This window comes from Faecalicatena faecalis (assembly GCF_012524165.2).
In the GTDB taxonomy this organism is placed as follows: Bacteria; Bacillota; Clostridia; order Lachnospirales; family Lachnospiraceae; genus Faecalicatena_A; species Faecalicatena_A faecalis.
In genome coordinates, this window is sequence record NZ_JABACJ020000006.1 from 1 (window position 1) to 26,402 (window position 26,402).

The following is a 26,402-nucleotide window of genomic DNA, read 5'->3' on the forward strand; positions in this document are numbered from 1 at the left end:
CGGCGACATCACAGCAAATCTCGAAGTTGTGAAGAATGAGGTGGATACAACCAAAGCTGGGGTATATGAAGTAACCTACAAGGTAACAGACAGCCAAGGAGCATCCTATACAACAACAATTCAGGTTACAGTGAATCCGAAGATGGAAACACTGAACGAAGCACCAATTATCACAGCGACCGATAAAACAATTACAGTCGGTGATACCTTTGACCCAAAAGCAGATGTAACAGCAAGCGATAAGGAAGACGGCGACATCACAGCAAATCTCGAAGTTGTGAAGAATGAGGTGGATACAACCAAAGCTGGGGTATATGAAGTAACCTACAAGGTAACAGACAGCCAAGGAGCATCCTATACTAAGACGATTAAAGTCACAGTCAAAGAGAGAAAAATATCAACACCAAATACGGATAAAGAGAAAAAGCCGAATAACGGTGGAGATAAAATAAACAATACAGGCAATCCAAAAACAGGCGATCAGACAAATGTAGGTCTATTCACTTCTTTATTAGTCATCAGTGCATTAGGTATCGCAATTCTAGCGGTATTTAAGAAAAAGAAAGCCTTAGAGCATAAATAAGGTGTTTCTTTAAAAACATGGAAGGATAAAGAGATAACAGGCTGTTGTGTGTTATCATAAGAAATTTTTATACCGACGAAGTGAACCGGACACGGTAGCGGAAGTCTCCAGACTTTCCGGCACGCCAGCTTGCTGGCGAGGGGCTGGTTCACTTCGTCGGTTGGGCGAGTCTGCGAGCCGTTCAAAGCCCCCGTTATCTAACAAGGGGGGCACAAAAAACAAGAGTCAATATACATTAACAAGCGGAAAACGCTGTATTTACAAGGCGAAACTGCATTTTACATGGTGTGATATAAATTATGCCATTATCACTTGGGAAAATTGAACAAGACATAGGAAAGACAGTTGATTTCAAACGAGAAATTGATTGTCTTTTTCTTTTGCAGAAATTTAAGTATAGGCAATTATCAAATACGGTAGTTGCTTTTTTGATTGGAGGAATTTTAGAATGAATGATAAAAACTTTATTGAAGAACTAAGACAAAAGCGTGAGGAATACGGAGTAACACAAACAAGGCTTGCTGTTGCCTGTGGTATCAGCCGTGAATATTACAACCGCATTGAAAAAGGGAAACAGCCATTGAATGACGAATTAAGAGAAGTCATAGAAAAACAGATTGAGCGTTTCAATCCGCAAGAACCACTATTCTTATTGATTGATTACTTTCGTGTCCGCTTTCCTACTACGGACGCATTGGCGATTATCCGTGATGTATTACAACTGAAATCTGATTATATGCTTTATGAAGATTATGGAAAATACGGATATGAAAGCAAATATGTACTTGGCGACATCAATATCATGTGTTCCATGCAGGAGCATTTAGGTGTTTTATTGGAACTGAAAGGCAAAGGCTGTCGGCAAATGGAATGTTATCTGCTGGCACAGGAACGCTCATGGTATGACTTCATGCTGGATTGTATGACGGCTGGTGGTGTGATGAAACGGCTTGATTTGGCTATCAATGACCGAGCAGGAATATTGGATATTCCAAAGTTAAAGGAAAAATACAAGGCTGGCGAATGTGTTTCCTATTTTCGTATGCAGAAAGATTACAGCGGTACAGAAAAATGCGGTAGCGATTTACCAAAGAATACAGGAGAAACCTTATATCTCGGTTCAACAAGTAGCGAATTATATATGTGTGCTTATCAGAAAAATTATGAGCAGTATGTCAAGAATGGCACAGAAATTGAAGATACGGAGATTAAGAACCGTTTTGAAATACGCATGAAGAATGAACGAGCCTATTATGCGGTTGTAGATTTACTGACCTATCGGGACGCTGAACGCACCGCTTTTTCTATCATCAATCATTATGTCCGCTTTGTTGACAGAGAGGACGACAAGCCAAAAAGTCAATGGATAACAAATGATGATTGGGCATGGTTTGTAGGGGAAAACAGAGAGCCGATACGCTTAACCACAAAGCCAGAGCCTTACACTTTACAAAAAGCGTTGCATTGGCTACAAAGACAAGTTGCACCAACAATAAAAATGGTACAGGCATTAGACAGAGAAAATCATACAACGATACTGAAAGATATGATTGAGCAGGCAGAACTTAAAGACAAGCATAAACATTTATTACAATTAGAGAAATCAACCATAGAAGAACGTATAGATACCGCTGTTCCACAAGAGAATGACGGTATTTTTTAATGTAATTGAAAAATTTCAGATTTAGTCAGCAAAGAGCTGTTTTCATTCCCTATGTGAAGTGAAAGAAGAAAAATAAATTTTTTATTAAATCTGCAACAAAACGGCTACTTGCGTACAGATATGGTGCGAGAAAAGGAAATCTAAACTTTTTTTGAAAATAGGTCATTAAATCGGGGCTTGCTGTCCCTATATGAAGTGAAAGAAGAAAAAAGTTTTGAAAAAATGACGGAAATTCGTGATTTGTGGACAGTGTTCTATGAAAAGAAGAAAAGCATCATCATTTTGTATTCAAACAGGCATTATCAGTTGAGTGTTGATGTGAAAAGAGGAAAATACTTTATTCTAAACCTAACAATTTAAGGTTTCCGTTCCCTATATGGTGCAAAGAAAATATTTCATTCTATTGTTGGCAGTAACGGTATGGTTTGGGTAGTTAGGGTGTGAAAAGAAAAATAATCTTTTTTCGTCATTAACTTAGCAAAATGACAATGTCTATCCCTATATGGTGCAAGAAAAGAAGTTAAAATTTTTCCATTTCAACTTAGCAAATGGACGTTTGCTGTACAGATAGTAGTGAAAAAGGAGAAAATCAACCGTTGATTGCCAAAATGAACCGTTCCATTTGTACTAATAACGGAAAAAGTTTTGGATTTTGGTTACGTTTCCCCTCTTTTCCAACGCAGTATATAGGAAAGATGATTTTCTTCTTTCGTGTTCTTTGACAACTGAATAAAGCAATTCAATACGTTTGACAGACAGCGAGCCGTTGAAACAAATACGCCACGACCTTTCCCCTGCAAGAGCGAGCGAAAACCTATTTGTGTTCTTATAAAAGATTTGTCCTCTTTTATCGCCATGACCTGTACTGTCAGATAATGATACTCCAGTACAGCCACAGCTTGAGCGTTCAGAGCGTCGCACGCAATGGGTACGGCTACATAAGAACTATGCAGAGGTGGAACTCCTGTGGGCTATGACAAAAGCCGTTGAATTGCTTAGAAAGATTTTACAGAAAGGGGGTATGTGTTATTGATAATGCTGTAAAAACAATTCAAAAGAAAAATGGCAAGTGTGGCATTGGCAACAGAGGAAAGACAAAGATTGTAGTAAAAGAGCATTTTTCCGAAAAGGGCAAAACAATGGAAGAACTTCTAACTGATGTCATGCTGGAAAAAGCAAAGCAGACAATCGCATAAAATCAGTGCAGTTGTAAGAAATAGATTGAATGACAAAAAGTACCCGTGTTATACTTTACTTGCAAGCAGGTATTGTAAACACGGGTTAGTTATAAAGGAGGATAACTGACAATGAAACAACAGATTTACAATACTGCACTTTATCTTAGGTTAAGCCGAGATGATGAATTACAGGGCGAAAGTTCCAGCATTACCACACAGAGAAGTATGTTGCGTTTATATGCAAAAGAACATCATTTGAATGTCATTGATGAATATATTGATGACGGCTGGTCGGGAACAAATTTTGACAGACCGAGTTTTCAAAGAATGATTGAGGATATAGAGGCAGGAAAAATCAACTGTGTTGTAACGAAAGACCTTTCCCGTCTTGGCAGAAATTATATTATGACAGGACAATATACAGAATTGTATTTCCCTAGTCATAATGTCCGCTACATAGCGATTGATGACGGTGTAGACAGCGAAAAAGGCGAAAGTGAGATTGCACCATTTAAGAACATCATCAATGAATGGGTGGCAAGAGATACAAGCCGTAAAGTCAAATCAGCATTTAAGACAAAGTTTGCGGAGGGGGCTCATTACAGTGCTTATGCTCCGTTAGGATATAAGAAACACCCTGACATCAAAGGAAAACTGTTGATTGATGATGAAACAAAATGGATTATTGAAAAAATCTTTTCCCTAGCCTATCAAGGTTACGGAAGTGCAAAAATCACAAAGCAGTTAAGAGCAGAAAAAGTTCCGACAGCGTCATGGCTAAATTTTACAAGATACGGTACTTTTGCACATATCTTTGAGGGAAAACCCGAAAGTAAGCGTTATGAGTGGACGATTGCTCATGTCAAGGCGATATTGAAAAGTGAGGTTTATATCGGAAACAGTGTTCACAATATGCAGTCTACGGTATCGTTCAAGAGTAAAAAGAAAGTGCGTAAACCCGAAAGTGAATGGTTTCGAGTAGAAAACACTCACGAGCCGATTATTGACAAGGAAGTGTTCTATCGTGTGCAGGAGCAGATAAAATCAAGACGCAGACAGACAAAGGAAAAGGCAACGCCGATTTTTGCAGGGCTTGTCAAGTGTGCGGATTGTGGCTGGTCTATGAGATTTGGAACGAATAAGGCAAATAAAACGCCTTACAGTTATTATGCTTGCAGTTACTACGGGCAGTTTGGCAAAGGTAATTGTTCTATGCACTACATTCGTTATGATGTGCTGTATCAAGCCGTATTGGAACGCTTGCAGTATTGGGCTAAGGCAGTACAGCAGGACGAAGAAAAGGTATTGAATAAGATACAAAAGGCTGGCAATGCAGAGCGAATACGGGAAAAGAAGAAAAAGGCAAGTACATTGAAGAAAGCCGAGAACAGACAAAATGAGATTGACCGTTTATTTGCGAAAATGTATGAAGATAGAGCCTGTGAGAAGATAACAGAGCGAAATTTTGTGATGTTGTCCAGCAAGTACCAAAAAGAACAGATAGAACTGGAACAGCAGATAACAAGCCTAAGAGAAGAACTAAGTAAAATGGAACAGGATATGATAGGTGCTGAAAAGTGGATTGAGTTAATCAAGGAATATTCCGTACCAAAGGAACTGACAGCACCATTATTAAATGCCATGATAGAAAAAATCCTCATACATGAAGCAACAACGAATGAGGATAACGAAAGAATACAGGAAATTGAGATATATTACCGATTTATCGGAAAAGTTGAGTAATCAACAAGAGTAATATTTTTAACTAAGGGAAACCGGTACCGCACTTCCTGAGCTGGCAAAGATCATCACACTTTCCGAGATCTTTCAGGTGAGCGTGGATTATCTTGTAAAAGATTATATAGAAGAGGACTCCTTAGACAAGAACGTACCACTCGATAGAATAAAAGAGGAAGAGGCTCGATATCCTTGCAGGGATTCCGGGCAGATCGAGTTTGAGGAGACTGTGGAGGAAATCCGCAGCTATATCCACGGATATGAATTCACGAGTAAGACAACAATTGCAGGACTTCCGCTCGTTTCTATCCGATTTTCACGAAAGCTTGGGAAAAATTGTGCGGCGAAAGGAATCATTGCAATTGGAAATTTAGCCATAGGAGTGATTAGTATTGGCTTGATATCTGTAGGTGTATTTTCTGTGGGATGTCTTGCTCTTGGGCTGCTGGCCTTGGGGGCCATTGCCTGCGGAGGCGCTGCAATGGGGGCAGTCGCCTTGGGCATACTGGCAGTCGGTACAGCGGCGGTCGGTATCTACGCGGGCGGAGTTGCGGTCTATGGCAGAGAGATTGCGGTCGGCGTTGCGGCAGCAGGAAAGACGGTGATTGCAGAAAATCCTGACGGTGTATATGAGCTGGTATATTATAAGGGCATTGCGGAAGAGACGATCAGACACTTCCTTCTCCAACACCATCCGAATCTATGGAAACCTTTGCTGGATATTTTTACTCTGGTAGGGACACATATCAAATAAGAACATTAAAAGCGCTTAAGGGCAGTATATGGACACATGCATCCATACTTCCCTGGAGCGCTTTTTGTATGGTAAAATGAAGCTTCGTAAGTATTTGATATCTGATTTTTTTATGAAAACAGGGTAAGGTCATATTGGATATGTGACAGAAAAAGGGCAATCATATAGGGAAAAGGGAGAGGAGAATAGAATGCCAGAGGTTTATAAAGAGACAGACGGTCATAATTTAAAAAGGAAATCGTTCAGGCTCCGTTGGAAAAACATCTATCCCAAAAGGCCGAGATTCGTTTTTGAGCCTGCGATCCTGATTCAGTCAGTGAGAATTGCAGCGGGGAGCGGAGCGGCGATGTTTGCGGCCTCGGCGCTGCATTTGGAATTCGCGGCTTCGGCAGGGATGGTCACTTTATTAACGATATTGACGACAAGGTGGGAGACATTAAAGTTATCAGCAGCACGTATTCTGACCTTTGTGATGGCTGTTGTGTTATGCTATGCTGTATTTACAAAAATCAATAATAATGGCGCTGCATTTGGCGTGTTTGTATTTTTTCTAATTATACTAAGTGAATGGATCGGCTGGAGGGTGACTGCATCGGTGAATGCGGTAATCGGGACCCACTTTTTATCTACCCGGGATTTTAGTCCCCGCTTTATTGTTAACGAATTTCTGATTGTTCTAATTGGTATCCTGATTGCTGTGGTCGTCAACCTATTTCAGCATAACGGAAGACAGAGAGAAAAAATTATTACTGGAATCCGATATGTAGAAGCAGATTTTCGGGACGTTTTGAAGATGCTTGCCTATGATCTGTCCAGAGAAAATTTTCAGGAAATGCAAGGAAAAGAGGAAACGCAAGGAAATGAGGAAGCGCAGCAGGATAGGGCAGAGCAATGTACGGATACGGTCTGGGTGAAATTAGACCGGCTTGAGCAGAGAGTGGAAGAGTTTCAGGAGCAGGCACGGATTTATCAGTATAATACATTTCAGGCGCATACCAGCTATTACAGCCGTTACTTTGAGATGCGTATGAAGCAGTGTAAATCGCTGCAGAGTCTGCATTCTGAATTAGAGAAAATCAAGAAAATGCCCAGACAGGCAGACATCATCGCCGAGTTTATCCTATATTTATCAGAGCATGTAATGGAAATGAATGATCCACAAAAGCAGCTTATGCGTCTGAAAGAGCTGTTTGAGGATATGAAACGTGAGGAACTTCCGGTCACCCGTGAGGAGTTTGAGAGCAGGGCAGTTCTGTATCATATCCTGATGGATTTAGAGGAATTTCTACAGTATAAACGCGAGTTCGTAGAATGTATCGATGACACGCAGTTCCAGGTCTATTGGGAAAAAGCGGTAGAGGAATTCAGTTCATCTAACAGGGCCTGAAGATGCTCGATTGTCCTTCTGTCAATAAAGTGTTCGATTTTTTCGACCTGCTCCAATTCATTTTCTGAGTCGTTGAGAAGGCAGAGAAATTCATGCAGGACATTGTGCCTGTAAAGCAAATAGTTTCCAGCCTCGCGGCCTTTCGGAGTGACAGTCAGATAACCGTACTTTTCAAATGAGAGATACCCTCTTTCCTTTAAAGCATTGACCATCTTTGAGGCGGAAGAGGGTTTTACATGAAGCCTTTCAGACAGCTCCTGGATTCTGACGATATCCTGCTGTTTTAACATCCGGCAGATCATCTCCAGATAGTCCTCCATAGATGCAGTCAGATCATCTGTATTATGTAGTTCATATCCTTTTTGTGTATAAAAATCATTTCTATTGCCCATATAAAAGTTTCTCCTCTTCTTTACAAAGTCACGTTTTAGATCAGTCACACTTTTTTGATTCCTTAATATTATAGAAGCAGGAAAGAAAGTTTCCTTATCCTAAATTCTATGACAGGGCGGTGGCGCTTATGAAAAAGGAACATAGTCTGAATGACGTACAGCCGGGGCAGAAAGCAGTCATTAAGGAATTGAGGACGGATGGAAGTATTCACAGACGTCTTTTAGATATTGGACTGGTAAAAGGGACCCAGGTCGAATGTGTAGGAAAAAGTCCCGGGGGAGATCCTCATGCATTTTTGGTCCGGGGAGCAGTGATTGCCATACGTTCCGATGACTTAAGGAGAATTTTGATTCAAATGCCGGAGGGAGCTTGAGATGTCCAGAGAAAAAATGATTGCAATCGCGGGAAATCCAAATGTAGGGAAAAGTACCGTTTTTAACAGTCTGACAAATATGCATCAGCATACCGGGAACTGGCCGGGCAAGACAGTGGCAAATGCGGTAGGGTATTGCAGCACAAGGGAATATTCTTATCAATTGGTTGATATTCCGGGGACCTATTCCCTGATGGCACATTCAGCCGAGGAGGAGGTCGCCCGGGACTTTATCTGCTTTGGAGATGCACAGGCAGTGGTGATTGTTTGTGATGCTACATGTTTGGAACGAAATTTGAATCTTGTCATTCAGACAATGGAAATCACAGACCGGGTGATTGTTTGTATCAATCTTATGGATGAAGCAGAGAAAAAAGGAATCCATGTAAGATTGGATGTATTATCGAGTGAGCTGGGAGTTCCGGTCGTCGGAATGATCGCCCGGGACAAAAAGGGACTGGATGAGCTTCTAAAGGAACTGGACCAGATGATGCATGAAATAGATGGGGAAGTAAGGGCAGCAGATGTGGAAAGCTTGGAATGCAAAAGAAATCAAAGTTTTCAAGTAATCTATCCAAATGTTCTGGAAGAGGCAATTTCTATTTTGGAGCCTGCGGTAGGGGAAACTCTGGGTCGCTTGAATTCCCGGTGGCTGGCCTTAAAGCTGCTGGATTATGACGATACATTAGGGGAACAGGTGAAAAACTATTTTGGAAAAGACATCTGTAGTATACCATCTGTAAAGGAGTGTTTAGACAGAGCAAGGAAAAAACTGACAGATGCGGGACTTGATCAGACATATCTGGAAGAAGAAATCGTGTCCTCAGTTATGCAGACCGCTGAGAAAATCAGCAGTAAAGCTGTCGTATGTACGAAGAAACGCCCGGATTTAAAGGACCGGAAAATAGATCAGATTTTGACCGGAAGAGTCCTGGGATATCCAATCATGGCCATATTGCTGATGGGGATTTTGTGGCTGACCATTGTGGGAGCGAACTATCCGTCCCAGATGTTATCAAAGCTTTTCTTCCAAATCCAGAATCAACTGACCCGTTTCTTTCAATATATGGGTGCACCGCCATGGCTTCACGGAATGCTGGTACTGGGCATCTATCGGGTGCTGGCCTGGGTGATTTCCGTAATGCTTCCCCCTATGGCAATCTTTTTTCCACTGTTCACTCTTCTGGAAGACGCGGGATACCTGCCTCGGATCGCATATAATCTGGATAAACCTTTCAAAAAATGCTGTGCCTGTGGAAAACAGGCCCTTACCATGGCGATGGGATTTGGATGTAATGCGGTCGGCGTGACTGGATGTCGGATCATTGATTCACCTAGGGAACGGCTGATCGCAATTCTGACCAATTGTTTTGTACCGTGTAATGGCCGTTTTCCGACGCTGATTGCAATTATTACGATGTTTTTTATTGGTACACAGAGTGGAGGTATCTCTTCGCTTTTGTCCGCATTTATTTTGACACTCGTGATTCTTTTGGGAATTGGAATGACTTTTTTGGTGTCCTGGGCCTTATCTAAAACGGTATTAAAGGGGGTGCCATCCTCCTTTACTCTGGAGCTTCCGCCCTATCGAAGGCCTCAGATCGGCAAGGTGATTGTACGCTCCGTTTTTGATAGAACCTTGTTTGTCCTGGGTCGTGCAGTTATGGCGGCCGCACCTGCAGGTCTGATTATATGGACCGCGGCAAATATTTTCATAGGAAATCAAAGTCTGCTGAATCACTGCGCGACAATGCTCGATCCGGCCGCAAAGTTATTTGGACTGGATGGAGTGATATTGATTGCGTTCATTTTAGGACTTCCGGCAAATGAAATCGTGATTCCGATCATTATTATGGCATATATGTCCCAGGGAAGTATCATGGAATTGGGGAATCTGTCGGAGATGAAGCTTCTGTTCGTAAATCATGGCTGGACCTGGGTGACAGCAGCATGTACGATGCTGTTCTCATTGATGCACTGGCCCTGCTCGACGACACTTCTGACAATCAAAAAGGAGACTGGGAGCTGGCGGTGGACGGCTGCAGCGCTTATGATTCCGACTGTTGCAGGGCTGTTACTTTGTTTTGGTGTGGCACAGACTGCACGGATCGTGATGGGGGGCTAGCCCCCATCAATGGAGATTCAAAATTTCATCATCTTAGAAAATGTCGGATTTCCATAAATTTATGAAGTGGTGTTTTAAGAAGAAGGCTTTTAAAATAAGTATAGTGAGAAAAAAGGGATAGGTATGAGATGTCGCTTTTCATAGGTATGATGTCCGGTTATCTACTTGTTACAAAAAGCAAAGACAGATTATTTTTTTATAGATGAAAAGGGAGGACATAAGAAATGAAGTTGACACAGCTTAGAGTAAATCACATCGAGACCCCGATGGGATTTCAGATAAATCCATTGAGCTTTTCATGGAAAGTAGAAGAGGCTGATGGCGCAAAATATCAGAAGTCAGCCAGGATTATGGTAAAAAAGGGAAAAGATGTCCTCTTTGACAGCAAAGAAGAGGAATCTGCAGATAGTCTGGATTATCCAGTGGATCTAAGTCTGTCTCCACGCACAAGATATCAGTGGTCTGTCTGTGTCACTGCAGATAACCAGGAGAAGGCAGCAGAAGAGAGCTGGTTCGAAACGGGGAAGATGGACGAGCCTTGGCAGGGGAAATGGATCACTCCTGCGTTGGATCAGTCGGTACAGCCCATCCTTGCCAGAACATTTGATGTCCATAAAAAGCCTGTAAAAGCCAGATTATATCTCTGCGGCTTGGGCATCTATGAGGTGTACATAAACGGAAAAAAGGTAGGAAATGAATTCCTGGCTCCGGGGTACCATTCTTATGATTTTCACCTTCAGGTCCAGACATATGATGTGACAGATTATCTGGAAAGAGGAAAGAATGAGATTAGAATCTGGCTCGGAGACGGCTGGTTCAAAGGAAGACTGGGGTTTGACGGCGGCTATACGAATCTGTATGGTGATCGATGCTATGCGATCGGGGAGCTTTACATGGAGCAGGATGATGGGACAGAGACGCTTCTCTGTACGGATGAAAGCTGGAAAAGTAAAGCATCTTCAATTACGTTCAGCAATATCTATGATGGTGAGGTCTATGATGCGCGCCTGGAGGAGCTGGACGACTGGAAAGGGGTGCGTATATGCGAACCTGAGGGCTGCAAAGAGTTGTCGGACAGATACAGCCTTCCCATTGTAAAAAAGGAAAGCTTTCCAGTACAGGAAGTGATTCAGACCCCAAAACAGGAGCTGGTATTTGATTTTGGGCAGAACCTGACGGGATGGGTGGAGTTCGACTGCAGTCTCCCGGCAGGCACTCAAATAAAATTAACATCATCTGAAATCATGCAGGACGGATGCTTTTATCACGACAACCTAAGGACAGCAAAGACAGAATTCATCTATATATCAAATGGAAAAAAGGCACATGTCAGGCCCCACTTTACGTTTTACGGGTTCCGTTATATGAAGGTAGAGTGTGACTGCATGGTAGATCAAAAGGATTTTACGGCATATCATTTAAGAAGTGATTTTGACCAGACTGGATGGATAGAGACCGGTAATCAAAAAGTGAACCAATTATTTTTGAATGCACTCTGGAGTCAGAAGGATAATTTCCTGGATGTGCCCACCGATTGTCCGCAGAGAGATGAACGTCTTGGATGGACAGGGGATGCGCAGGTATTTTCCGAGACAGCCTGCTACAACATGTTCATGCCTGCATTTTACCGCAAGTATCTATGGGACATGCGGGCAGAGCAGAGTATCCTGGGCGGCTCCGTGCCGAACGTCGTACCGAGGCTGAAAAAGGGGATGGTAGCAGAGCATGGTTCCTGTCCATGGGCAGATGCAGGAGTCATCATTCCGTGGAATGTATTTCTTCATTATGGCAGCAGGACTCTGCTTCAAGAGTGTTATCCCGGGATGAAGGCATGGATCAATTGTGAGAGGAAAAAGGAAGAAGCATTGGGTGGACCACATCTGATCAAGGACGGCTTCCATTTTGCGGATTGGCTGGCACTAGACAATGAGCAGCCAGGACCATTCGGGGCGACCGATCCTCTCTATATTGCAAGTGCATATTATTATCAGGGTGCGAAAATCATTTCTCAGGCAGCAAAAATGTTAACTGAAGGTATCCGCCAAGAGGACCCAAAAATCTGCGAATATGAGAAGGATGCGAAGGAGTATGGACGACTGGCAGAAGAGATTTTACAGGCGATACAGACGACCTATTTTGATGAGAATGGATGCTGTGTATGTAAGACACAGACTGGCTCAGCAATTGCTGTTGAGTTTGGCCTGATGCCTGAGAAACAGAAAGAGGAAGGCGAAAGGCTGGAGGAAAGAGTGAGGCGAAATGGCAGCCATCTGAACACGGGATTTGTTGGGACCACGCTGTTATGTCCGGCGCTTACACATACAGGGCATCATACAACAGCCGTTGACCTGTTATTGAACGAGGAATTTCCGGGCTGGCTGTACTGTGTCAATCTGGGTGCCACGACAATTTGGGAGAGGTGGAATTCGGTACTTCCTGATGGGAAAATCAGCGAGGAAGGGATGAACAGCCTCAACCATTACAGTTATGGAAGTATCGAGGCCTGGATGTACAGCGATGTGTGCGGAATCCGTCCATCGCGCCCAGGTTTCAGAGAGGCAGTCATTGAGCCGCATCCTGATAAGTGTCTGAAGTATGCAGAATGTACGCTTGATACTGCGGCTGGAAGGTACACAGTCAAGTGGAACTGTCAGAACGACGGAAGCGTGACATATGAGGTACAGGTACCGTTTGGAGCACAGGCCAGGATGAGATTCCCGGATGGGAAGTGTGAGAAGCTTACAGCGGGAACATATCAGTTCGTAAGATAAGGGACAGGCAGAGAAAAGAAGAGTTAGGAAGGGGCTTCATTATGAAGACGAGTGAAATAAATATCAGAGATCCCTATATTATGGTCCACCAGGACAGGTATTATATGTATGGCACACGAAGCGAGACCTGCTGGGAGACTGCAGACGGGTTTGACTGCTTTGTCAGCGAGAACCTCGAGGACTGGGAGGGACCTTTCGAGATCTTCCGCAGGCCGGAGGGATTTTTCGCAGACAGGAATTATTGGGCGCCGGAATGTTATTGCTATAAAGAGGCTTTTTATCTGGTCACTACGTTTGGATGTGAGAGTCAGAAAAAAGGAATTTATATTTTGAAGGCCAAGGCTCCGACGGGACCATTTGAGATATACAGCGGCAGGCTGACACCAGATGACTGGTCCTGCATTGACGGGACACTTTACTTTGACAATGAGATTCCGTATTTGGTCTTTTCCCATTCTTTTGAAGATCATCCTGATGGTGATATGTGTTATATCGAGCTATCCCAGGATTTAAAGACGAGCAAGTCCAAGCCGGAGCTGATGTTTTCTGCTGCAGAGGCAGACTGGGCGAGACCGGTTCCAGTTGCAGAGGCGGAGTTCGGAATGAAGGGAGATGTCTACTTTACGGACGGCCCTTGTTTGATGAAGATGGAAGACGGACGACTGTATATGACCTGGTCCAGTTGGAGCAATCATGGTTATGCAGTGGGTGCGGCGCTATCAGCAAGCGGGACGATATCAGGTCCATGGAGGCAGCAGAAGAAGGCGGTCTATCCCGAGAACGGAGGCCATGGAATGCTCTTTCGGAATCGGGACGGGAAACTGAAATTTACGTTACATTTCCCGAATGATAAGTATCAGGAACGTCCTCAATTTGTGGATGTAAAAATAGAAGATGGATTATTTCTTTTGGAAGAGGAGAAGAAGAAAGATGGAAATGAAGTTTAATGATAATTGGAAATTCTGGATAGAGGGGGATTCTTTTGCGTTGGTATGGAACATACCGGATATTGCACGGGAGGTGACACTGCCTCATGACGCAATGATTGAAAAGCCAGCTCATGAAGAGAGTCTGAATGGAGTAAATACAGGCTATCGCGATGGAGATGTGTATAATTATGTGAAGCTGTTTCAGGCACCAGAAGAATACAAGGATAAGACAGTGATGCTTAAATTTGAAGGCGTCTACATGAATGCTTTCGTCTATGTGAATGGACAGCTTGCTGGGAAAAATCCCTTTGGCTATACCACATTTTATGTGCCGCTGAACAATTTTCTGAGATTTGGACAGGAAAATGAAATCCGCGTCCAGGTGAGAAATGGTGCAATGACCAACAGTCGATGGTATTCTGGCGGTGGAATTTACAGGGATGTTTACCTTCTTGTTTCCGACCTTGTGCATATCGTCCCGGAAGGCGTTCAGGTAAAAACGGAATCAGCAGATGAGGAGTATGCAGTTTTACATGTTGATACTGAATTAGAAAATTGCTTCCATACACCAGCAGAACTCGTGTTGGAGACTGTCATTCAGGATACAGCAGGAAATATAGCAGCACAGGATAGTACTGTTGTAACAGTTTTTGCACAGGAAAAACGGAAGATGTCACAACGAGTGACAGTAGTAAAACCGGAGCTGTGGTCCGATGACACGCCTGTTCTATATACTTGTGTAACTCGTTTGATAAAGGATGGCAAAGTCATAGATGAAAGTAGTGAAAAATTTGGAATCCGAACTCTTTCTTTAGATGCAAGGCGGGGACTTCGTGTGAATGGCAGTACTGTAAAGCTCAGAGGAGCATGCATCCATCATGACAGCGGTCTTTTAGGGGCAGCGACCTATGATTCGGTACAATTTCGACAGATCAGAAAGCTGAAAGAAGCCGGATTTAATGCGATCCGCATGTCACATCATCCGATGGCACCTGCGATGCTGCGTGCCTGTGATGAATTGGGGATGTTTGTGATGGACGAGACCTTTGATATGTGGAACAGATGCAAGTCCAATTACGATTATGGTCTGTATTTTCAGGAGTGGTGGGAGAAAGATGTGACGGCAATGGTGAGGAAGGATTTTAATCATCCCTCTGTTATCCTATATTCTGTTGGAAATGAAATCCCGGAAATCGGTACGGATCATGGTGCAAAGATCTGTCATGACCTGAGCAGTAAAATAAAGGAATTAGATGATACCAGATTTACGCTGGCATCCATCAATGGTGTGTTTGCAGCAGGAGACCAGGTAGATAGGATTGTGGCAGATGTGGTATCCGATTTAAGCAAGGCAGGAAAAATCGATGGAAATGTCAATGATTTTATGACTTTGATGGATGGACATATGGACGAAATCGTGGTCCACAATGCAATTACGGAACGACTAGAAAAGGCCTGTGCAGGTGTAGATATAGCAGGTTATAATTATATGACCGCCAGATACGAGCTGGATGGGGAGGCTTATCCGAACCGTGTAATCGTAGGAAGCGAGACATATCCACCGGAAATTGCAAGAAACTGGAATCTGGTTGAGAAGCTGGATCATGTGATTGGGGATTTTACCTGGACAGGATGGGATTATATCGGAGAGGCAGGAGTCGGTGTGCCGGCGTATCAGTGGGGCGAAGGCGGATTTGGAGCAGGGTTCCCATGCCAGCTTGCTTACCCTGGTGACCTGGATATTACAGGATTCCGCAGACCGGCGTCTTATTACCGTGAGGCTGTGTTCGGCTTGCGTACAAAGCCTTATATTGCCGTACAGGATCCGAACAGATATGGTCAGCAGTTGATCAAGACTCCGTGGGTCATCAGTGATACCGTATCGAGCTGGACCTGGGGCGGGTGTGAAGGAAAACCGGTTGTAGTCGAAGTTTATTCACAAGGAAAAGAAACAGAACTATTTATCAATGGGAAGTCGTGCGGAAGAAAACCAGCCGGAAAAGCAGCAGGATTCAGGACATTATTTGAAACCACCTACGAGCCGGGAACAATCTTGGCGGTCTCTTATGATGAAGATGGAAATCAAATGGGCCAAATAGAGCTTCATACCGCCGGAGAGGATAGAAATCTTGTGTTGACAGCAGAGCCAGAGATGAAGGACCAAATGATCTATATTGATGCAGTACTTTGTGATCAGGATGGCAATACAGTAACAGACAGTGATATGAAAATAACTCTGAATGTCGAGGGATGTGCAGAAGCGGTCGGATTTGGCAGCGGAAATCCAAAGCCGAAATATAATTTTAACGAGGGTGTGACAGAGACCTTCCACGGCCGTGCGCAGATCATTCTTATGAGGACCGGAAGCGGGAAGATCCAGGTAAAAGTAAGCGCAGAGGATGGAAAGACTGCAGAACTTAACCTCATATAAGAGGCATTAAAGGTAATATAATCAAAATAAAAAGGCAGGCGTTTGAAAACCGATCTGCCCCATGTACAACCAGTATTTGTATGATGAAATAGTCTGGTATGGGGAGAAAGGGAGAAGCGCCTGCTTTTTTAGTTTAAAAGAAAAAATTACTAAAGAAGAAAAATATACAAAATAAATATTGAAATATTGAAACAAAAATATAAAACTAAAAATAAACTTGCAAAATAAAGATTGAAATGGTACTATTTAAATAGAAGAACTTGTCATATGTTTCAAAAAATAAGCGTAAATTGAAACAGATTATTTGAAAGAAGGGATCAGATGTTAGAAGAAGAATTAAAAGAACTCGCTGAAAAAGTCAGGACACAGCGTGCAGAGGCACAGTATATAGAAGTGAAGACGGCAAAAGAAGGATGTCCTAAGAGACTCTATGATACCCTGTCTAGTTTTTCTAACCAGGACAGCGGAGGCATTCTTTTGTTTGGATTAGATGAACGGCTTTTATTTGAGGCAGTGGGAGTATATGACCTGCAGGATCTTCAGAAGAAGGTGACGGAACAGTGCAACCAGATGGAACCTCCGGTAAGGGCCGTTTTTACATTTACGGAATATGAAGGTGTGAATATCTGTTCTGCAGAGATTCCTGCCGTTGATTTGTCTGAACGTCCTTGTTATTACAAGGGGGCTGGCAGAGTGAAGGGAGCATACGTGAGGGTGGGGGATGCGGATCTTCCGATGACGGATTATGAGATTTATAGTTATGAAGCCTACCGCAGGCATGTGCATGATGATGAGCGGACAGTAGATCGGGTTGACCTTTCCATGCTGGACCGTGGCAGGATTGAACGCTTTTTGAACGATAAGAAGGCCGAGCGCCCACAGTTTTCCTTGCTGGAAGAGGCGCAGATGCTGGAGATGCTGAATGTGACGCGGGGAGGGATTCCCACTCTTGCGGGGATTATGAACTTCTGCATCTATCCGCAGGGAGTATTTCCCCAGTATGGCATTACGGCCGTGGTGGTTCCAGGATATGAGATAGGGGATGTCGGAGAAGATTTGGAGCGGTTCATGGATAATAAGCGGATTTGCGGGACCATAGCTGAGATGGTAGAGGAGGCAGTCGGATTCTGTAAGCGTAACATGAAGGTGAAGACAATCATTGATTCAGAGACAGGCAGACGCAGGGATAAGACGGAATATCCGGTGAGTGCAGTCAGGGAAGCCATTCTGAATGCTCTGATTCACCGAGACTACAGTATGCATACGGAAGGAACTCCAGTGCAGATTAATTTCTTTCAGGATCGTCTGGAGATACACAGTCCGGGGAATCTCTACGGAAGGATGACGGTAGAACAATTGGGCCGGGCTCGTCCTGATCTTCGTAATCCGGCATTGGCGGTCATGGCAGAGAGCCTGACAGGAGCGGAGAACAGATACTCGGGAATTCCCACGATTCGAAAGGAGATGGCACTTGCTGGTCTTCCAGAGCCTATTTTTGAGAACCGTCGGAATGAATTTGTGGTGATTCTTTATAACGGGACGTTTACCTACCATCGTGAACTAAGCCAGGAGATGTTCGTCAGAGAGAGTGCATTATATGAGGTCAGCAGAGAGATAGAGACGGGAAAGAATGATAAGGAGAAGCAGGAAGAGAGAGGAGTTCAGGATTTATTAAAGTTCTGTATACAGCCCAGGCTTAAGACAGAGATTGCGGAATTCATGGGTGTAAAGACCTTATATTATGCTATGAAAAAGTATGTGAATCCTTTGCTGGAGTGTGGAAAGCTGGCGATGACTATGCCCGAGAAGCCGCAGAGCAAGCTTCAGAGATATTATACGACTGGTATGCGCGAAAGGACCTGATGTTTCTCACAATGAAAAAAAGTCGGATTCTCAAGAAAATATAACATGGATATTGCGGCGGCCTCCTTTTAAGATATGAGATAGAGAATGATTAAATTGGACATATGCAGTTCAATAGGCATCTAATATCAGGAATTCGGAGGATGAATCATGAAGGATAATTATCAGAAGAGAATAGAAGATTTGATTCAGAAGATGACTTTGGAAGAGAAGGTCGGACAGCTTCAGCAGTGCGGGCCTTCCCTTGTAGGTGCTTTTGAGGTCAGCTTTGAGGAACTATTGGATATGATGTTCGATGGGAGGATCAGTCAGGAGGAATTTGGAAGACTGATGAGCACAGCAGAACAGGATTTCCATGAGGAGGATCTGCGGGCAGGCAGAATCGGTTCCTATAACGGGATCGGCGATGCTGCAACCGCGAACCGTCTGCAGAAGATTGCAGTGGAGGAGACCAGGCTCGGTATTCCGTTATTGTTCGGATATGATGTGATTCATGGTTTCCGGGCTGTGACGCCCATTCCATTAGCAGAGAGCTGTGCCTGGGATGAAAAGCTATGGGAACGAACTGCCAGGATGGCGGCAGAGGAAGCGACCTCCGCAGGAGTACATATGACCTTTGCCCCGATGGTAGATGCCGCAAAGGATGCACGTTGGGGACGCGTCAGTGAAGGCGCGGGTGAGGATGTGCTTCTCAATGCACTTTATGGAGCCGCTAAAGTGCGTGGATTTCAGGGAGAAGATTTGACCGCAGATGATGCTATGGCTGCCTGTGTGAAGCATTTTGCAGCGTACGGAGCCGTGGAGGCAGGGAAGGACTATAACCGTGTAGATATGTCCATGCAGAGACTTTATGAGGAATATCTTCCTGCATATAAGGCATGCATCGATGCTGGTGCAAGGGCTGTGATGCCTGCGTTTAATGATATTAACGGAATCCCTTGTTCTGTCAATGAATGGCTGTTAAGAAAGGTGCTCCGTGAGGACTGGGGATTCGATGGTATGACCATCAGCGATGCCAATGCAATTGGTGAATGTGTGGAGCACGGAATTGTCTGCGACAGGAAGAGTGCAGCGAAAGCGGCCCTGGAAGCAGGGATGGATATGGATATGACTTCAAATGTGTATGTGGAGGAGCTTGCAGAGCTTGTCAGGAACGGTGAGCTTTCTGAATCCGTGTTAGACCTTGCAGTTGAGAACATTCTGAGGGTAAAGTTCGAGCTGGGTCTGTTCGATCATCCATATCAGACAGATGAGGAACGTGAAAAGGCTACACTACTACGGCCCCAATATAGGGAATTAGCTCGGGAGGCAGCAGCGAATTCTATGGTACTGCTGAAAAATGAGGAGTATCATGGTGCGTATTCTTCTCCTGCAGATTGTGGGTTTAAGCCAATTCTTCCTTTGAAGACAGGGACACGTCTTGGAATCTTTGGGGAGCTGGCGGCGGACCGTGGAGAGATGACAGGTGCCTGGGCGATTGGAGCCAATGCAGAGGATTGTGTCAGCATTCTGGATGCATGTGAGGCACGCGGGATTTCCTATCGATATAGTCAAAATGGTGAAAATATGTTGAAGATTGCATCGGAATCAGAGGTCCTGATTGCCGTGCTTGGTGAGAAAAAGGATGAGAGCGGTGAGGCTGCGAGCAGGGCGGCAATCACACTTCCAGAGACCCAGGTTAAACTTGCCGGGGATTTGCTAAAGACTGGAAAGCCGGTCGTTATTGTTCTGTTTAATGGCAGGCCTTTGGCAATTCCTGATCTTGCAGAGAATATGCCGGCGATTTTAGAAGCATGGCATCCAGGGATAGAAGCTGGGAATGCAGTACTAGACATCTTGTTTGGCGATGTGAATCCGAGTGGAAAGCTTACGGTGACATTTCCCTATGCATCCGGGCAGTGTCCAATGTATTACGCACATATCAATACAGGGCGTCCAGGAGGGAAGTCAAAGTTTACCTCGAAGTATTTGGATGCTCCGCTCGAGCCGGTCTTTTCGTTTGGTCACGGCCTTAGTTATACGCAGTACGAATATCAAGACCTCCATATCGAAAAGGAAAAGTCAGCCTTTCGGATTTGTGTGTCTGTAAAAAATGTCGGTTCTTTTAACGGGGCAGAGGTAGTGCAATGTTATGTACGGGATTTGGCTGCAAAAAGAGTCCGCCCGGTAAGGCAGCTAAAAGCATTCAAAAAGATAGAGATTGCTGCGGGAGAGAAAAGGGTGGTGGAATTTACGATACCTTTTGAAGAACTAGGGTATTATGATTGGAATATGAACTATGTAGTAGAGCCGGGAGAGTTTCTCTTCTATGTTGGCGGTGACTCCAGATGTACCTTATGTGAAAAAGTGATATTAGAATAAATGAAGAAAAAGATATCTACACAGGAAAAAGTCCTGAGTGGATATCTTTTTTTATATCATTTTGGAACATTGGATGAAGGTCAAAAAATTGAACTTTAAGAAAACTAAGATTTTCATGGTCAGGATTTTGCTGGAAACTAAGAACTTCATTGTGTTTGCAGTTGAAAAATGTGGGGATATTGTAGATAATAGAAATAGGTAAAAATAAAGCATATGAAAGCTCAATTCCTTAAAAACCAACGTTTTCAAGCCGTTCGTAAGATATGTCGGGTCTGGAATAAAAAATGTCGGGTGCAGAAAGAGCATATGAAAAAATGTCGGATTTGAGGTAATTTATAACATGGAATTATACACTGCGCCACGCTAAAATATAACTATCTTGAACGAAGGTGAAAAGTTAGTAAAGGAAAAGGAGAAAGAAACTATGGAAAACGAAATGACAGCAGGCACTGTGGCAGTTCCGAAGAATAAGGACAAAGAAGTTACCGCAGCATTTAAATGGTTCCACGCTACATCAGTCAATGGTGGTGCAATGTTGATTGCAGCAGTAATTGCCAGCTTTTTCTCAGTCTTCATGACTGACACTTTAAAAATTCCGGCAGCAGCATGTTCCATGATCATGTTTGTAGCTACTCTGTGGGATGCGATCAATGACCCGATCATGGGTGTGATTGCTGACAGGACACATACAAAATGGGGACGTTACAGACCTTATTTTATTGCAGCTCCAATCTTATTGACCCTGTTTTCAACACTGCTTTGGGTTGACTGGGGATTCTCAACAACAGGAAAGATCATCTATGTATTAGTTGTATATATCGGATATGGAATGACAGTTACCATGTTTACCATGCCGCAGTCAGCAATTCTTCCGGCATGTGTAAAGAACAATGAGCAGAGAAACATGATTATTACAATGGGCGCTGGTGTATGTGCATTCGCATTCACAATTGGAAACACCTTTACACCACAGATTACAGGATTTTTCCAGGGACTGGGATTTAGCAACGGATATATTCCATTGATGCTTATCTGCGGAGTGCTCGCATTTATTTCCTTCTGGGGATTATTCGCAACATCAAAAGAGAAATATTTACAGCCGGTTGAAAAAGGTACAGCTTTAAGAGACATGAAATTAATCCTGAAACATAAGGAGTTGTTCCCGAATATCATTGCATGGATCATGGCTTCCATGGGATATGGAATGATGTTCTCCACATCTGTTTATTATATGATGTATTACTATGCAAGACCTGACCTGATTTCCGTATATATGGGTGTCATCTCAATCGGAGCACTGATTTCCATGGTCGTACTTATGCCAATCGTGCTTAAAATCTGTAAGACAGGGCAGAAGTCACTGATTGTGTCACAGACACTTTCCATCATCTGCTATGTGATTTTGTTCTTCTTTGGAAAGACAAACTTTACATTTTTATGTGTAGTGACCTTCTTATCCACATGCTTTGCTTCTATGCAGAATGCACTTGTGAATGTACTTGTAAATGACTCTATCGACTACATACAGTATAAAGAGGGATTATCTGCAAATGGTGTGATCTCATCCATCAAAGGATTTGCACAGAAATGTGGAAACACAGTTGTAAGCTCAGGTATTTTAGCGGTTCTGTCTGCATCAGGATATATTGCAGGTGCCATCGGACAGCAGCCGGAATCTACGATGTTCGCTTTGAATTTCCTGAAATTTGGAGCACCTTCATTGACAGGAATTATTTTGATCATCTGTGTATTATTCAATCCAGTTGCAAAATATGAGAAAGAGATTGAAGAAATGAAAGCAAATATGTAAGAGGACAAAGATAAAAAATTAAAATTAAACAACGAATTGACTCCCCGCGGAAGTGGGGAGTCTAGTTGTATCTGAAAGGAATTTGATCAAATGAAAAAGTTCGTATTTAATCCATATCTGCCATTCTGGGAAACGATACCGGATGGGGAGCCTCATGTTTTTGAAGACAGAATCTATATTTATGGAAGTCATGATAAATTAAACGGGACCTCCTTTTGCGAGGATGATTATGTATGCTGGAGCGCACCTATAGATAATCTGAGTGACTGGAGATGTGAAGGAGTTATTTATAGAAAAGAACAGGACCCGATCAATGGGGCACCGTATGGAAAGGAGCTCCCTCAATATGAACCAGCTTTTACAGGAGAAGGACCCCGTCTTCTGTATGCCCCGGATGTTACACAGGGGCCGGATGGAAGGTTTTATCTGTATTACTCCCTGGATACTGTAAATGTGATCTCGGTCGCGGTGTGTGATACTCCTGCCGGAACATATGAGTTCCTGGATTACGTGACTCGTGAAGATGGAAGTATCCCAGAGGTGGGAAGATGGTTCGATCCGGCGATTTTATGTGAGGAGAACGGCAACTATTTATATTATGGCTTCTGTCCGCCTGTCCGTTTTCCAGGGATGGAGAATGCAGATTATCCGGGCGCAATGATGGTAAAGCTGAGAAACGATATGCATACCATAATCAGTGAGCCGGTCTGTGTAGCACATGGGATAGAGACAGCAGAGGGCACAGGGTATCAGGAACATCCATTTTTTGAGGCTTCCAGTATTCGTAAAATCGGGGAATGGTATTATTTTGTATACTCCAGTCTGCAGGGACATGAACTCTGTTATGGTATGGCAAAAGGTCCAGAGGGACCGTTTGAATTCCGGGGAGTCATCGTATCGAATGGGGATATCGGATATCAGGGGAATTCGCTGCCTGTGAATTATACGGGAAATAATCATGGCGGGCTTGTTGTGATTCCAAAAGGAAACTCCGACGATTCTGTTTACATCTTCTGGCACAGGCATACACATGGGACCGCATTCAGCCGCCAAGGATGTGCGGATAGAGTACAGATTTTAGAGGATGGTACAATTCCGCAGATTGAGATAACAAGCTGTGGATTGAATGAAGGTGGACTTCCGGCGAGGGGGACCTATCAAAGCTATATTGCATGTCATCTAACAGAAGGTGACCGTACAAAGGTAGGACAGGTCGTTATGAGCATGCCTGGACAGCCATTGCCAGCACTTCCAGAGGAGATGCCTTACATTACAGAGGAAACCGATGAGAATGCAGAGCATAGTATGCGCCCATTTATTCATAATATGAGGGATGGGGCAGTCGCAGGGTTTAAGTATTTCCAGTTTGACGGTGATGAAAAGGAAATCCGGTTGGTACTGCGGGGAAGCGGCGAGATGGAGGTTCTATTGGATTCGCCAGAAGGAAAACGAATCGCAAGTGTTACAGTAGAAGTGCCGGACGGGAAAGAGAATTGGACAGAAACCCGATCTGAACTGGATCAGGTAGAAGGAAAACATGCCCTTTATTTCAAGGTGAAAGAAGGGGATTTAGATTTTGCAGAATTTTCGATTCAGTGATAAGAGATGGGCGTAATAAAGGATCGTTATGCTGCCACTTGAATGGTGTGAGCTGTAACGACGCAAGAGAAGGGAGTTATATAAAATGAGCAGAAATATCAAGGAAATCATACAGAAGATGACATTGGAAGAAAAAGCAGGCATGTGTTCAGGTAAGGATTTTTGGCATCTGAAATATGTTGAAAGGCTGGGAATCCCATCGGTGATGGTCAGCGACGGACCGCACGGACTCCGTAAGCAGGATGAACAGGCTGACCACCTGGGGATCAATGAAAGTATTCAGGCAGTCTGTTTCCCATCAGCGTGTGCTACTGCATGTTCATTTGACAGAGATTTGTTAAAAGAATTGGGAACTGCAATCGGAAATGAATGTCAGGCAGAAGATTTATCTACTATTTTAGGTCCGGCAGTGAATATCAAACGTTCCCCATTATGCGGAAGAAATTTTGAATATTTTTCCGAAGATCCATATTTGGCAGGGCAGATGGCAAAATCGCATATAGAAGGAGTTCAGTCGCAGGGGGTAGGGACATCAATCAAACATTTTGCGGCGAATAATCAGGAATACCGCAGGATGACCGGGTCATCCGAGGTGGACGAGCAGACTCTGCGCGAGATTTATCTGGCGGCATTCGAGACTCCGATTAAAGAGGCTCATCCTAAGACAGTGATGTGTTCTTATAATAAGATCAATGGAATCTATTCTTCTGAGAATCCCTGGCTTTTGACAGAGGTATTACGAGAGGAATGGGGATTTGAAGGATATGTCATGTCAGACTGGGGGGCAGTAGACAGAAGGGTAGAAGGTCTAAAGGCTGGCCTGGAGCTTGAGATGCCGTCCACGAATGGTATCAATGACAAGGAAATCATCAAAGCAGTAGAAAATGGGACATTGGATGAGGCAGTACTTGATCAGGCTGTGGAGAGGGTTTTAAATGTGATTTACGACTATGTGGATCACCGCAAAGAGACTGTCTGGGACAAGGAAAAGGACCATAATTTGGCCGCTAAAATTGAGGAGGAGTCTGCCGTTCTGCTGAAGAATGAAGGAATTCTTCCTCTCAACAGGAACGGAAAGACAGCTTTTATCGGACTATTTGCTAAAAAACCGAGATATCAGGGAGGTGGAAGCTCGCATATTAATGCCTTTAAGGTAAGCGATGCAGTAAGTGCTGCATCTGATTTTGCAGATATCGTATATGCACAGGGATATATGACAGTTGAGGATAAAGTGGATGAGGTTCTTCTTAGAGAAGCTGTGGAGGCAGCAGAACAGGCAGAAACAGCGGTTATATTTGCAGGACTTCCAGATTCTTTTGAGTCAGAAGGGTATGACAGACAGCATATGCGCCTTCCTGACTGTCAGAATCATCTGATTCAGGAAATCTGCCAGGTACAGCCGAATACCGTGGTTGTCCTGCATAATGGTTCACCAGTGGAAATGCCGTGGGCAGATGAGGTGAAGGGAATCCTGGAGATGTATCTGGGAGGTCAGGCTGTCGGTGAGGCAGCGGTAAAGCTGCTTTATGGAGATGCGAATCCATGTGGTCGACTGGCAGAGACGGTTCCTTATCAGTTGTCTGACAACCCGTCGTATCTGAATTTCCCGGGAGACGGAGAAAAAGTCGAGTATAAGGAAGGAATCTTTGTAGGATACCGCTATTATGATAAGAAAAATATGGAGGTGCGCTATCCGTTCGGACATGGACTTAGCTACACGTCATTTGAATATAGTGATTTGAAGCTGTCTAAAGAGTGCATGAAGGATACGGATTGCTTGACCATATCTGTGAAGGTAAAAAATACAGGAAATCGTGCAGGGAAAGAAGTGGTTCAACTATATGTCAGTAATCAGACAGGAACATCCAACCGTCCGATTCGGGAATTAAAGAATTTTGAGAAAATTTATTTGAATCCTGGTGAGGAAAAAACAGTCATTATGGAACTGAACAAACGTAGTTTTGCGGAATATAATGTGGATCTTCATGATTGGTATGTCCCAAGTGGGAAATATGAGGTACAGATAGGGCATTCATCCAGAGATATTAGATTGAGTGCAGTGGTGGAATTAATAAGTACTGTGGCTTTACCTGTAAAGGTACACCGAAATACGGTAGCTGGAGATTTGATCAGAAATCCCAAAACAGCCCCAGTCATTAGCGGGCTTGTGAAGCGGATGAGAAGTAGGTTCGGTAAAACAGAAGAATCCGAAGATGAGGCGCTGTCAGATGAGATGGAAATGCATGTATTGGATGGGATGCCACTCCGCGAATTGACTAAAATGACTGGGATGGACGATGGACAATTGGGGGAATTCATCCAGGTATTAAATCACGCAGCTAACCAGTAATCGATAAAATCAGTTTGGCAACAGTATCATAATGCAATAAGAATAGCCAGAACATATACAAGTGTATATCTGACAGATATTTGACATACGTAAGC

At 43.6% G+C, this 26,402-nt stretch carries 18 protein-coding genes; 17 read left to right on the plus strand and 1 reads right to left on the minus strand.

Going from position 1 to position 26,402, the window contains the following annotated elements:
* The 7 genes from HGO97_RS08110 to HGO97_RS08140 form a co-directional block, all read left to right on the plus strand.
* Nucleotides 1–583 (plus strand): immunoglobulin-like domain-containing protein (locus HGO97_RS08110; RefSeq protein WP_246597360.1); only part of this gene is annotated, 583 nt, incomplete at its 5' end.
* 299 nt (nt 584–882) lie between these two features.
* On the plus strand, nt 883–1,035 hold the full coding sequence (locus tag HGO97_RS08115) for a hypothetical protein (protein WP_009321351.1): 153 nt from the start codon (nt 883–885) through the stop codon (nt 1,033–1,035).
* Nucleotides 1,032–2,246, plus strand: a complete 1,215-nt coding sequence (locus HGO97_RS08120; protein WP_009243662.1) for an XRE family transcriptional regulator — start codon at nt 1,032–1,034, stop codon at nt 2,244–2,246. Before HGO97_RS08115 ends, HGO97_RS08120 begins: the two co-directional genes overlap by 4 nt.
* Nucleotides 2,247–3,232: 986 nt before the next feature.
* The gene (locus tag HGO97_RS08125; RefSeq protein ID WP_002303258.1) at nt 3,233–3,442 is read left to right on the plus strand and encodes a hypothetical protein; all 210 of its coding nucleotides are present in this window, start codon (nt 3,233–3,235) and stop codon (nt 3,440–3,442) included.
* A gap of 111 nt (nt 3,443–3,553) precedes the next feature.
* Nucleotides 3,554–5,167 (plus strand): recombinase family protein, encoded by a 1,614-nt coding sequence (locus tag HGO97_RS08130; RefSeq protein WP_016440803.1) that lies wholly within the window; start codon nt 3,554–3,556, stop codon nt 5,165–5,167.
* Nucleotides 5,168–5,261: 94 nt separating this feature from the next.
* Nucleotides 5,262–5,915, plus strand: coding sequence for an XRE family transcriptional regulator (locus HGO97_RS08135; RefSeq protein ID WP_216240815.1), 654 nt, complete (start codon nt 5,262–5,264; stop codon nt 5,913–5,915).
* Between the two features lie 190 nt (nt 5,916–6,105).
* A complete protein-coding gene (locus HGO97_RS08140) occupies nt 6,106–7,302 on the plus strand; it encodes an aromatic acid exporter family protein (RefSeq protein ID WP_216240816.1) in 1,197 nt (398 codons plus the stop codon).
* Here HGO97_RS08140 and HGO97_RS08145 read toward each other — a convergent pair.
* Nucleotides 7,254–7,694 (minus strand): metal-dependent transcriptional regulator, encoded by a 441-nt coding sequence (locus HGO97_RS08145; protein WP_216240817.1) that lies wholly within the window; start codon nt 7,692–7,694, stop codon nt 7,254–7,256. The genes HGO97_RS08140 and HGO97_RS08145 overlap by 49 nt on opposite strands.
* A gap of 128 nt (nt 7,695–7,822) precedes the next feature.
* Between HGO97_RS08145 and HGO97_RS08150 the strand changes: the two genes are divergently transcribed.
* From HGO97_RS08150 to HGO97_RS08195, 10 genes are all read left to right on the plus strand, one after another.
* Nucleotides 7,823–8,068 carry a FeoA family protein gene (locus tag HGO97_RS08150; protein WP_216240818.1) on the plus strand — a complete coding sequence of 82 codons (246 nt, stop codon included), beginning with the start codon at nt 7,823–7,825 and terminating at the stop codon, nt 8,066–8,068.
* A 1-nt stretch (nt 8,069) separates the two neighbouring features.
* The gene (gene feoB / locus HGO97_RS08155; RefSeq protein ID WP_216240819.1) at nt 8,070–10,193 is read left to right on the plus strand and encodes a ferrous iron transport protein B; all 2,124 of its coding nucleotides are present in this window, start codon (nt 8,070–8,072) and stop codon (nt 10,191–10,193) included.
* 224 nt (nt 10,194–10,417) lie between these two features.
* Entirely contained in the window at nt 10,418–12,964 is a 2,547-nt protein-coding gene (locus HGO97_RS08160) for an alpha-L-rhamnosidase (protein ID WP_216240820.1), read from the plus strand.
* A 41-nt stretch (nt 12,965–13,005) separates the two neighbouring features.
* Entirely contained in the window at nt 13,006–13,911 is a 906-nt protein-coding gene (locus HGO97_RS08165) for a glycoside hydrolase family 43 protein (protein WP_216240821.1), read from the plus strand.
* Nucleotides 13,895–16,324: a glycoside hydrolase family 2 TIM barrel-domain containing protein gene (locus HGO97_RS08170; protein WP_216240822.1), complete on the plus strand. Its 2,430-nt coding sequence runs from the start codon at nt 13,895–13,897 to the stop codon at nt 16,322–16,324. The genes HGO97_RS08165 and HGO97_RS08170 overlap by 17 nt, the downstream gene beginning before the upstream one ends.
* Before the next feature lie 321 nt (nt 16,325–16,645).
* Nucleotides 16,646–18,187 (plus strand): ATP-binding protein, encoded by a 1,542-nt coding sequence (locus HGO97_RS08175; RefSeq protein WP_216240823.1) that lies wholly within the window; start codon nt 16,646–16,648, stop codon nt 18,185–18,187.
* Between the two features lie 150 nt (nt 18,188–18,337).
* Nucleotides 18,338–20,548: a glycoside hydrolase family 3 N-terminal domain-containing protein gene (locus tag HGO97_RS08180; protein WP_216240824.1), complete on the plus strand. Its 2,211-nt coding sequence runs from the start codon at nt 18,338–18,340 to the stop codon at nt 20,546–20,548.
* Nucleotides 20,549–20,972: 424 nt separating this feature from the next.
* The gene (locus HGO97_RS08185; RefSeq protein WP_246597361.1) at nt 20,973–22,358 is read left to right on the plus strand and encodes an MFS transporter; all 1,386 of its coding nucleotides are present in this window, start codon (nt 20,973–20,975) and stop codon (nt 22,356–22,358) included.
* Nucleotides 22,359–22,448: 90 nt separating this feature from the next.
* The gene (locus HGO97_RS08190; protein ID WP_216240825.1) at nt 22,449–23,957 is read left to right on the plus strand and encodes a family 43 glycosylhydrolase; all 1,509 of its coding nucleotides are present in this window, start codon (nt 22,449–22,451) and stop codon (nt 23,955–23,957) included.
* Between the two features lie 85 nt (nt 23,958–24,042).
* Nucleotides 24,043–26,307 carry a glycoside hydrolase family 3 C-terminal domain-containing protein gene (locus HGO97_RS08195; RefSeq protein WP_216240826.1) on the plus strand — a complete coding sequence of 755 codons (2,265 nt, stop codon included), beginning with the start codon at nt 24,043–24,045 and terminating at the stop codon, nt 26,305–26,307.
* The last annotated feature ends 95 nt before the right edge of the window (nt 26,308–26,402 follow it).

Bases quoted from the DNA above. Each gene is read 5' to 3' on its own strand.
- HGO97_RS08115 (WP_009321351.1), top strand. From the start codon at position 883: ATGCCATTATCACTTGGGAAAATTGAACAAGACATAGGAAAGACAGTT.
- HGO97_RS08120 (WP_009243662.1), top strand. From the start codon at position 1,032: ATGAATGATAAAAACTTTATTGAAGAACTAAGACAAAAGCGTGAGGAA.
- HGO97_RS08130 (WP_016440803.1), top strand. From the start codon at position 3,554: ATGAAACAACAGATTTACAATACTGCACTTTATCTTAGGTTAAGCCGA.
- HGO97_RS08140 (WP_216240816.1), top strand. From the start codon at position 6,106: ATGCCAGAGGTTTATAAAGAGACAGACGGTCATAATTTAAAAAGGAAA.
- HGO97_RS08145 (WP_216240817.1), bottom strand. From the start codon at position 7,694: ATGGGCAATAGAAATGATTTTTATACACAAAAAGGATATGAACTACAT.
- HGO97_RS08150 (WP_216240818.1), top strand. From the start codon at position 7,823: ATGAAAAAGGAACATAGTCTGAATGACGTACAGCCGGGGCAGAAAGCA.
- feoB (WP_216240819.1), top strand. From the start codon at position 8,070: ATGTCCAGAGAAAAAATGATTGCAATCGCGGGAAATCCAAATGTAGGG.
- HGO97_RS08160 (WP_216240820.1), top strand. From the start codon at position 10,418: ATGAAGTTGACACAGCTTAGAGTAAATCACATCGAGACCCCGATGGGA.
- HGO97_RS08165 (WP_216240821.1), top strand. From the start codon at position 13,006: ATGAAGACGAGTGAAATAAATATCAGAGATCCCTATATTATGGTCCAC.
- HGO97_RS08170 (WP_216240822.1), top strand. From the start codon at position 13,895: ATGGAAATGAAGTTTAATGATAATTGGAAATTCTGGATAGAGGGGGAT.
- HGO97_RS08175 (WP_216240823.1), top strand. From the start codon at position 16,646: ATGTTAGAAGAAGAATTAAAAGAACTCGCTGAAAAAGTCAGGACACAG.
- HGO97_RS08180 (WP_216240824.1), top strand. From the start codon at position 18,338: ATGAAGGATAATTATCAGAAGAGAATAGAAGATTTGATTCAGAAGATG.
- HGO97_RS08185 (WP_246597361.1), top strand. From the start codon at position 20,973: ATGGAAAACGAAATGACAGCAGGCACTGTGGCAGTTCCGAAGAATAAG.
- HGO97_RS08190 (WP_216240825.1), top strand. From the start codon at position 22,449: ATGAAAAAGTTCGTATTTAATCCATATCTGCCATTCTGGGAAACGATA.
- HGO97_RS08195 (WP_216240826.1), top strand. From the start codon at position 24,043: ATGAGCAGAAATATCAAGGAAATCATACAGAAGATGACATTGGAAGAA.